General features: G+C 36.2%; 5 protein-coding genes. All 5 read left to right on the top strand.

Annotated features, from left to right (window positions below; translation table 11 throughout):
* Window positions 1–6319 (top strand): RHS repeat-associated core domain-containing protein (locus tag M030_RS24175; protein WP_051585084.1); only part of this gene is annotated, 6319 nt, incomplete at its 5' end.
* A gap of 2 nt (window positions 6320–6321) precedes the next feature.
* Complete coding sequence (locus tag M030_RS0114185) at window positions 6322–6993, top strand: hypothetical protein (RefSeq protein WP_027374112.1); 672 nt, start codon at window positions 6322–6324, stop codon at window positions 6991–6993.
* Window positions 6994–7456: 463 nt separating this feature from the next.
* Complete coding sequence (locus M030_RS25905) at window positions 7457–8290, top strand: hypothetical protein (RefSeq protein ID WP_051585082.1); 834 nt, start codon at window positions 7457–7459, stop codon at window positions 8288–8290.
* 6 nt (window positions 8291–8296) lie between these two features.
* Window positions 8297–8779: a hypothetical protein gene (locus tag M030_RS0114175; RefSeq protein ID WP_027374111.1), complete on the top strand. Its 483-nt coding sequence runs from the start codon at window positions 8297–8299 to the stop codon at window positions 8777–8779.
* A 34-nt stretch (window positions 8780–8813) separates the two neighbouring features.
* A partial coding sequence (locus tag M030_RS24165; RefSeq protein WP_155860255.1) for a hypothetical protein occupies window positions 8814–9150 on the top strand: 337 nt, incomplete at its 3' end.

The following is a 9150-nucleotide window of genomic DNA, read 5'->3' as shown; positions in this document are numbered from 1 at the left end:
GAATCTTAAAATCAAATCTTTAGGAACCCGGAATGGAGTACAGGGGCCAATGCTTTTCCACGTTACCTTTGAAGATGGCTCTCAGGCCTGGTATGGTGACACAGTATCAGATCCCGGACATGCGAGTGCAGCGAGAACTACCATGGAGTATAACATGGTAAAATGGATGGATGCCCAGGGTAATTATATTACTTATGAATATGAAAAAAATGCTGCTGTACCTACACAAACTTCAACATCAGGAGAAGTAACAAAAATTAAAACCGTTAAATGGGGAGGAAATGAAAAATTGAACAAACCTCATTTTAATGAAATTCAATTTAATTATGGTGTTGATAGGACTGTAAGGGAACTTTCGTATCATCAGGGATATTATTATAATCAGGATAAGCTTTTAAGTGATATTGTGGTTAAAACCAATGCGACTGTTTTTAAGACGTATAAAATCGCCTATACCAATAATAACACCAGTTATCAGTTTGTAGATACCATCACGGAAACCAATGCCAGTGGAGAATCTGCCAATCCGATTAAGTTTGACAGAAAAATTGATAATTCAACGATTAAAGGGAATGAAATTTCCAATAACTTGAATTTAGATAATAAGAATATTTCTGATTTTGACGGTGACGGAAATCTGGACTTATTATATTATCAGACAGCAGCACCCGGATATTATGAATGTCTTGATTACGATGATTATGGACGTTGTGAAAGAGAAGGGGATTATATTGAAGGTACTGTTGCAGGAACATATATAACCTATAATAACTTCTTCGGAGCGAATCCGATAAAAGTTTCCGATCTTAACCTTACAGGTGCTTTAGCGATTAATGCTACCTTGGCCAATGATAAGATGAGACCGGTGAAGTCTTTGTATACCCATAAGGTGGAATCCAATCAGATTAAATTTGATAAATATGTTCTTGATAACACGCAATACGTTCTGAATCAGACAAAGTCGGTTCCTTCATCATTATATGATAAAACCCATGAGGATCCCAGAACTAATCCTACAGATGACCGTATTGTTACAAAATCCTATGTAAGAGAATTCAGGGATGTAGATGTAAACGGAGACGGTCTTTCAGAAGTTATGTTTTCTGTAGAAACCATTATGACGATTTATCCTTATAATGGTCCCATTGATGATCCGAATGTAATAGAAGGCGGTACTCCTAATGTTCCGATCCATAGACCTGTAGAATCTTATACCAGCTATGATTTCTATATCCTTAATCCAAATACAGCTGTAAATGATGCGTACTGGGTAGGATCAGGACCGAGAGATCTTTTGAAAGCAGGAATCGCCATGGATTTTGATGGAGATGGAAAGGAAAATTTGGTGGAAGTAACAAGAAACTGGGTAAATAGTAATTTCTTTGTTACCAACGACACCGGAAAATATGTGATGCAGACCAATTATTTTGGTTTCGACGGAGAACATACCGGACTTGTTTTTGGAGACTTCAATGGAGACAGTAAAATGGACTTTATGGTTCCTCAGGGGATTGAAACTTCCAACTGGAAATTATACATGAACCCGGGACAAACTCTTCCTGCAGGAAGTAGTGCTCCAACTTTCAGAGTTCAGGATCTTAACAACTTCTCAGCCTTTACGAAGGATCCTAAGATTGTAGACGAGACCTATCAAAGACAGGCAGCTATCTGGCATTTTGCCAAAGATTTGAATGGTGACGGGAAAAGTGATTTAGTTCGTTTTGAATCCCAGATATTTAAAGCTCACAAATGTTGTAAAGATATAGATTCAAGAAGAGGGTTTAAAATTATGGAATCAACGGGAGTTGATGCTAATGGGAATATCAAGTTTGAACCAAAATATGAAGAAGATTTATGGGGAATGTATTCAGAGATTGGTGCTCACTGGGTTCCGATGAATGTATCACTTCGTATCAATAAAGAAGAAAATCATTTTTTTGTAAAGGTTGAAAATCACTTGTATCGTTACAGCTATTATGATGTAAAAAGCAGAGAAAGAATTTATGCGATTAACCAGGGAGGTATCAAGACTGAAATTGTATATAATGAAATTGATGCCAATGATACAGCGACAGCTAAGTTTTATAAACCAACCACAGTTCAGACCTATCCATATGTTCAGGTGGAACATATGCCACAAAACTTTATTGTTACCCAGCTTAAGGAGGAAGGAAGAAAACAGGATTTCAAATACAGGGATCTGATTATAAATCTTCACGGGAAAGGAGTAATGGGATACAGACAGGCAGCCCGTTCTACATGGTATGCAGACGGTTTTGAAAACACCAAAATATGGTCAGGGGCAGAAATAGATCCTTTAAATGATGGGGTAACCCTTAAAGAATGGTCTATCAAAACCAATGACGATAATAAGGTATTCCCTACAAATATTTCTGAAAACAACAATGAGCTTCTCAATTTTAAATCGATAAGTTATCAGAAAGATGAGTTGTTAAACGGACAGGTCATTGCAGGAAATAGTGGAGCAGACAAAGCAAAAATTGTCACAGCAAGGGTTCCTAAAACTACATTGACTAAAGAATTTTTGACAGGGGTAACCAATTCAAGTACGATTACTTATGGTGATTATTATCTTCCAGCACAGGTTGTATCTAACATCAATAATAATTATGGAATTACAACTTCGAATTTCGAGTATGATCATAATCCGTCAGGTACAAATTCTGATTATTTCATTGGCCGCTCAAAATCCAAAACAGATAAGATCCAGGCCTATGGAGATACCAAGTCAGCAAAAGTTGAATATACATACAATGGAAACTTATTAAAATCATCTAAAACCTGGAACAGGGATAATTCCGAATATGTCCTGAATACTTATGATTATGATGGTTTTGGTAATGTGGTTAAAAAGGTTGTTGGTAACAGTGTAGATGCGATCACACAAACTACAATGTCAGTATATGATCCAAAAGGAAGATTCGTTATTAAGAAAACTGATAACCTGGGATTGGAAACCACTATTGATTATAACAATTGGGGGCAAATTACATTACAAACCGATCCCCTTGGAAATACCCTTGAAAATACCTACGATAGTTGGGGAAAACTCTTAAAATCTAAAACCAATCTTGGAGGTACTACCACCTATCAATATACAAGAGATACTAATTCTAATATTGCAATTATCCAATATGATGCTGACGGAAATATTTCAAAGAAATATACCAACAAACTTGGTCAGGAATATAAAAAAGTAACAAAAGCTTTTGGAGTTAATAAATACATTGCAGTATATACCGTATATGATAAATTAGGAAGAAAGATCCGTGAAACAGAGCCTTATTTTGATCAGGCATCAGAAGAATTGCCTGCTAATATTCAATGGAATGTTAATACCTACGATGATACTGTTTATCCTACAAAGGTTACCACTACAGGATTAGCCAAGGTTGATGGCCAGGGGCTTATTACTTCATTTACAGGAAAAAAAATGGAGTCTTATATCTCTGGAAATATTACTTCCGTAAAAGAAGTTAACGGGTATGGAAGAACCACTACCAAAACTACAGACGCATTAGGAAAAGTAGTTTCTACAACAGACAAAGGTGGAACTGTTATCTTCTCATACAATGCGGTAGGAGAACAAATTAAAGCACAATACGCTGAAAATATTGTCACTACAAAATATGACAATTGGGGGCGTAAGTCAGAACTTAATGATCCTTCCAACGGAGTATACAAATATGAATACAACGGATTTGGACAGCCTAAGAAAACCATCAGTCCAAAAGGAACTAAAGAATTTACTTACAATAACTTCGGTCAGCTTATTACACAAAAAGAAATCTCTACCGTCGATGGGGGCCAGGCTACCGATAAAACCATTACGTATACCTATGATAATAAAGGAAGGGTAATTTCCAAAAATGGAACTTCAAAAGGGAAAACATATGGTTCTACAGCAACATATGATCCACAGGGAAGACTTTTGGCTACATCGGAAAGCAGTAACGATAAGTATTTTATCCAGAAAGGAATTACTTATGATGAAAAAGATAGGATTGTTTCTTACGAAAAAAGCTTATACTCTTCAGGAGTACTGACAAAAGTAAATGTTGAAAATGTCTATAATGACTGGAACGGGGAATTGTATCAGATCAAAGATAAAAATTCAGGAAAGATCTTATGGGAATTGAAAGATACCAATGAAAGAGGGCAGATTCTTAGTGCCAAGCTAGGGGCAGCTGTTATTGGTAATACTTATGATGTTAATGGATTCTTAACAAAAGTAAATCATTCTTCACAGGTTAAATCCGGAATTCTGGATTTAGGATATACTTTCGATGGAGTAAGAAATGAGCTGAAAAGCAGAAGAACTACAGGTGATTTTAATATCATTGAAGAATTCACCTATGACGACAATAACAGACTGGTAAGCTGGACAGATCCTGTAACAGGGACTAAACCTAATAACCGAAATGTTTACGACGCCAAAGGAAGAATCCTGGAAAATGATCAGGTAGGTATCATAAAATATGGAAATACTGCTAAGATCTATCAACCAACAGGAATGACATTAAATGCGGCCGGAACTCAGAATTATAATAATGACCTGATTCAAACTGTAGTTTATAATGAGAATAATGACCCGGTATTTATTGATGGAGAAAAAGGAGATGTAGCCTTCCAGTATGGTCTTACAAAAATGAGACAACGAGTTACCTTTGGAGGAAATTTCTCGGCAGACAGCGATGGGAAGTTTACAAAGTTTTACAGTGAAGACGGAAGCTTTGAGGTGGTAAAAGATAACACAACCGGTAAAGAGAAACATGTTCTTTATATCGGAGGAACACCATATGAAAGTAACATTGTTTATTTGAAAAACTATAATGAAACCGGAGGCTCATATAAATTCTTGCATAAAGATTATCTTGGAAGTATCCTAGCCATCAGTGATGAGGCAGGAAATAAATTAGAGCAGAGACATTTCGACGCTTGGGGTAATTTTACTCATTTACAGATAGGTACAGGAGCTATTATCACAGATAAAAATATTATCAATGCTGCTTCCTTATTATTGGAAAGAGGCTATACTAGCCACGAACATTTTGCAGAAGTAGGAATTATTCACATGAACGGCAGATTGTATGATCCGTTATTAAGAAGATTCTTAAATGCAGATGAAAATATTCAGGATCCGACCAATACACAGAACTACAACAAATATGGATATGTATTGAATAATCCTTTAATGTTTAATGACCCTACAGGGGAGGAACTTGTAACGTTATTTGCAATTTCTATGGCAGCTATTGTAAAAGCTATTATTATTGGAGCAGCTGTAGGACTGGCGGCATATACGTTAAGTCTGGCTGTCACTGGTAATTTTGATCAATGGAATTTACTGGGAGCCTTTAAGGCCACCTTTACCGGAGCCATATCAGGAGCTGTTACCTTTGGAATAGGGAGTTTATTCTCCGGTGCAGGCGGATGTATTACAGCGGCCGCACAAATGATTAAAGAAACTGTTGGACAAATCGGTTTTGTGATGATTCAGGCGGGCACGCACGCTATTGCACAAGGGATCTTAAGTTCTGTACAGGGAGAAAACTTTCTGGCTTCAGCAGCATCAGGTTTCTTAGGAAGCTTAGGAGCAGCAGCATTTGGAGCTATTGCGAAAGATTTTGCACAAAAAGCAGCTGGTCAGATACTATTTGGAGCCATCTCCGGTGGAATAGGATCGGAGCTTGCTGGCGGAAACTTCTGGCAGGGCGCTATTATTGGAGGAATTGTTGCCGGATTAAATCATACCATGCACGATCAGAATCCGTTTGGCTTTGGAGATGATGACGATGATGATAAAATTATCAGCAAATTAACTCCTGCTCAGAGAAAGCAGCTAGAACAGATTAAATCCGGTACTTCATTAACAAAAGATATGCTTGAAGAAACAGGATTAGGTAAAATTTTAGATAACTGGGTGGAAAAAACGCCTCTCGGAAAAAATTTAAAAGTAAGTGCCCTTGATTATTTAGAAATGGGTGGTACTATTTATTATGATCACAAATTGACTCAGTTTAACGGAATCACTAAAAATGAATTTAAATTCAGATTTGTTAAAACCACTTCTAAAGGTCTTATTACAGCACATTTTGGTAGTTTGGCAGCAACAGCTGTTGGTGCCGAGTATGGTGCTACAGTAGGAGGCTGGGTTGGAGCTGCTGTTGGAATAGGAATCGGATTCTATATGGATCAAACGTATTTTAGAGCTATTAAATATTTTGATAACTTTATGACTCGTTTTGGTGGTTACATACAGAGGCAAGCTGTTTATAATATGCATAGAGGATTTTAAAAATGGAAGTTAAAAAAGAAGTATTAAGAAAATTACCTACATCAGGTTTATTACAATATGTAAATAAAGATAGTAAGTATGTGTCTCTGGCCGTAAAGTATGCTTATGAGATATTAGAAACTGAAAGAAATGTGCAGTTTTCAGATGAAGAGATAAAAAGAATAGAAGAACTTATCGCTTATAAAGAGCGTCAGGAAAATGATCACTTTAAAGTAGATCAGAATATTCTGGAAACCAGTTCTGAAACTGAAAAATACCCTATTCTTTTCTCTAAAAATGATATTGTATTGGCTTCAACCGTTATTAACCCGATCATTGGCGGTATTTTACTTTTTATTAATTTGAACAAAGTAAATCAGGTAAAGCCCAAAAGTATCTTTTTAATCATCACATATCTCATTGCCGCTTTTATAGCTATTTTATTATATAATACTTATTTTTCAGATCTTATAAATAATTTTATTATTGAAAATCTGAGTGGCTATTCAAAAAACAGATACTCGGGATTAACATTTAAAATTGCTTTTAAAATGCTTATTAATTTTTTACTGATAAGTTTTTTATGGGATCAGATTTTTGATAAACAGATGAAGTATAGAATATACAGTGCTACAATTGGTATTGTCATTTTTGCAGTCATATATTTATTTATTATTCCTATGCTTTTACATTAAATCAATATGTGGATAATTAAAAAATGTATCTAATTAAATAATATTTCTTATACCTTAACACTTAGAAGCTATCCGCCGTAAAGGGGATAGCTTCTTTGTTTATTTAAGACAAATTAGAAAAAACTTCTATAGGTAGTTAGCAGGAATAATATAACCCATCTTATGAGGTGGGTTTTTGTTTTTTAGGAAAATGATTTGTATTAAATCACATTAACATGATTTTGATTTATTAAAAAAAAGTTAAATTGCAATCTGAAAAACTAATCAAAAACTATGAGAACGCAATTACTAATAATTCCTCTGAAATTATAGTGAACAGCTGATACTATGCAGCATAATATGCCTTTTTCAAAAGATCAAGGTACTTTCTCTTGTGGGGGTATTCTAAAAAGAAGCTCCAGAATCAACAGAAAACAAAGAATTTAACTAATAAATAGAACAACTTTTAACATCAAAAAAAACTATGAAACAAAAATTATTAGCCATAGCTGTCTTGGCTTCTTCATTCACGTTTTCGCAAACAACATTTCCTGAAGTTACAGTACAAAGCTATTCACCTACATTGTATTTAAAAAGAAATACAGATATAGGTGGTTTTACAAGAGGTATTCAGACGCAGAGCCTCAATGGAGATAACGGGTGGTTTTTCGGTGACCTGCACGGTTCTCAATGGGTAGTTTCCAAAGGAGATTATCAAAATCGGAAATTGGTAGTCAATGAGAATGGAGATGTTGGTATAGGAACAACCTCACCTTTAACCAGACTTGATGTCAATGGGGATGCCAGATTTTCGGATTTTATAAGTTCTGGAAGTAATTCGTGGATTTTCCATACACCTGATGATACAAGGAAGACACTTCATATTGCCCCAAGAAATACTTCGGATAATGATTGGGATTGGGGGAAATCTTTTGTTATGAACGGAGAGAACGGAAATGCGTTGCTCAATGGAAAATTTGAGGCGAAAGAAATTAAAGTAACCCTGAGCCCAACAGCAGATTTTGTGTTTGAAGATAATTATGATCTTCCAAAATTAGAAGAAGTCGAAAAGCATATTAAACAAAAGAGACATCTTCCGGAAATTGCTTCAGCAAAGGTAATGGAAAAAGAAGGAGTAAATGTGGGCGAGTTTCAGATTAAACTATTACAGAAAATAGAAGAACTTACCCTGTATTCAATTGAGCAAAATAAAAAAATAAATCAGCTGCAACTAGAGAACAAAATCCTGAAATCTCAGTCTGAAAAGATTAATCAGTTAGAGAAACAGGTCCAGCAGCTATTGACCTCTCAAAAATAATACCCCATGAAAAAGAAATTACTATCTCTCTCTTCTCTTTTGATAGGTTTTTGGGGGTTTTCACAAACCGAAGTCTATTTCAAATATGACGAAGCTGGCAACCAACGATACAGAGGAACCAATGCCTCTGGCAAAAAAGATCCTGAGCTTATACCAATTAAACTGGAAGAACAAGTCAAAAAAACAGCAGTAGCCAGTCAACAAGCTCCTGTGATGGATGAAAAAACATTTCTGAAAAACATAAGGCTTTACCCGGTACCGGTGAATGATTATTTAACGATCGACTGGACGGAAGAAGTAGACAGTTTAATCGAATCAGTCTCACTTTACCAGCATAGTACTGTTCACTGGAAGTTCCAGCAGCAGAATTCTCCGGATCTGGGTCGTAAGATCAAAATCAATATGACCGGATACGATTGGGGAGTATATATTCTTCGCTTCACCTTAAAAGATGGAAGAGTCTTTGGTAAAAATGTGACCAAAAGATAAAGGATCAACTATTATTTTATAAAACTAATACCTAATGAAAAGTATATCATCATTGATGCTGTCCTTGTGTTCAGTATTGGGCTTTTCGCAGACCATACTCTACCAGGCAGAAACGGCATCCCGGACGGTTCAGGATCCACAAACGGTGGTCATGGCCCAAGGGTTTCGAGCCGCGGGGAATGTTTCCAATCCCTTTGTAGCCAAGATAGGCCCGGCTACAGAAAATCCGGGTGGCGGCCCCACCAATTCAGGTGCCGGAGCCACTAATCCAAGTGGAACGTCCGCTCCGGATCAACAAAGTTTTCACGATACCAAAGGTAAAATTGAAGTAAACGGAGGCGGTCAGCTTCAATTTACTTTGCCTATTGCAT

It is taken from the genome of Chryseobacterium sp. UNC8MFCol (genome assembly GCF_000482305.1).
GTDB lineage: Bacteria > Bacteroidota > Bacteroidia > Flavobacteriales > Weeksellaceae > Chryseobacterium > Chryseobacterium indologenes.
The sequence above is the reverse complement of the archived record's forward strand: the minus strand, read 5'-3'. Positions and strand labels throughout refer to the sequence as shown.

Coding starts and splice junctions, on each gene's coding strand:
- M030_RS0114185 (WP_027374112.1), top strand. CDS start 6,322: ATGGAAGTTAAAAAAGAAGTATTAAGAAAATTACCTACATCAGGTTTA.
- M030_RS25905 (WP_051585082.1), top strand. CDS start 7,457: ATGAAACAAAAATTATTAGCCATAGCTGTCTTGGCTTCTTCATTCACG.
- M030_RS0114175 (WP_027374111.1), top strand. CDS start 8,297: ATGAAAAAGAAATTACTATCTCTCTCTTCTCTTTTGATAGGTTTTTGG.